The sequence below is a fragment of the Vibrio sp. Vb1755 genome (assembly GCF_033338635.1).
Lineage (GTDB): Bacteria > Pseudomonadota > Gammaproteobacteria > Enterobacterales > Vibrionaceae > Vibrio > Vibrio alginolyticus.
The window spans coordinates 1-1,173 of the sequence record NZ_JAWOTA010000264.1; the positions used below are offsets into that span (position 1 = coordinate 1).

Sequence of the window (1,173 nt, forward strand, 5' to 3'; positions counted from 1 at the left end):
AGAAGCGGAAGCGGAGTTCCAACGTCTACAAGAACAACCAATCAAACTGGCAATCATTGGTCGTCCAAACGTTGGTAAGTCGACGTTAACGAACCGTATTCTTGGTGAAGAACGCGTCGTGGTATACGACATGCCAGGCACAACTCGTGACTCAATCTACATTCCTATGGAACGTGATGGCCGTGAGTATGTAATCATTGATACTGCGGGTGTACGTCGTCGTGGTCGTATTAACGAAACGGTTGAGAAATTCTCCGTTGTTAAAACGTTGAAAGCCGTCGAAGACGCAAACGTAGTGCTATTGGTTATCGACGCACGTGAAAACATCTCTGACCAAGACTTGAGCCTGCTAGGTTTTGCATTGAACGCCGGTCGTTCAATCGTATTAGCGGTAAACAAGTGGGATGGTCTAGATAACGAAGTAAAAGAGAACGTGAAGAAAGAGCTAGACCGCCGCCTAGGTTTCGTTGACTTTGCTCGTATTCACTTTATTTCTGCACTGCACGGTACTGGTGTTGGTCACTTGTTTGAGTCTATCCAAGAAGCGTACAAGTCGGCAACGACACGTGTTGGTACCTCTGTTTTGACTCGTATCATGAAGATGGCGACTGATGATCACCAACCGCCAATGGTTCGTGGCCGTCGTATCAAGCTAAAATAAGCGCACGCAGGTGGTTACAACCCACCAATCGTCGTGATTCACGGTAACATGGTTCGTGAACTTCCGGATTCATACAAGCGTTACTTGATGAACTACTTCCGCAAGTCACTGGAAATTATGGGTACGCCAATTCGTATCAACTTCCAGAATAGCGAAAACCCGTTTGAGAATCGTGCGAACAAGCTAACCTTGTCTCAAGAGCGTAAGCGTAAACGTATGATGTCAGTGGTTAAAAACCGCAAAAAATAATTTAAGTATTTGAAGATACCCAAGTTTTTACTTGGGTATTTTTTTATCTGTTTTTTGCAACCTCTAAAAGTGATGTGAGATGTGTCCTTTTCTAAACCTTACTTTCATCATTATCACAATGTTCTTCTGCGCGGTTTTTCTCTAGTGATATTAGTGATGACGTGCAGATTCCTGTATCTTCAAATGCTCAGCACACAACCTTAACTTCTTACATTCACAAAGATAAGCAAAGCATGACGATTACCGCGACACAAATCCGTTTC

The 1,173-nt window shown here is 43.7% G+C and carries 1 pseudogene; it reads left to right on the plus strand.

Annotated elements, in window-relative coordinates:
* Nucleotides 1-910: pseudogene (gene der / locus R7E00_RS24390) on the plus strand (ribosome biogenesis GTPase Der); the annotation flags it as partial.
* Between the last annotated feature and the right edge of the window lie 263 nt (nucleotides 911-1,173).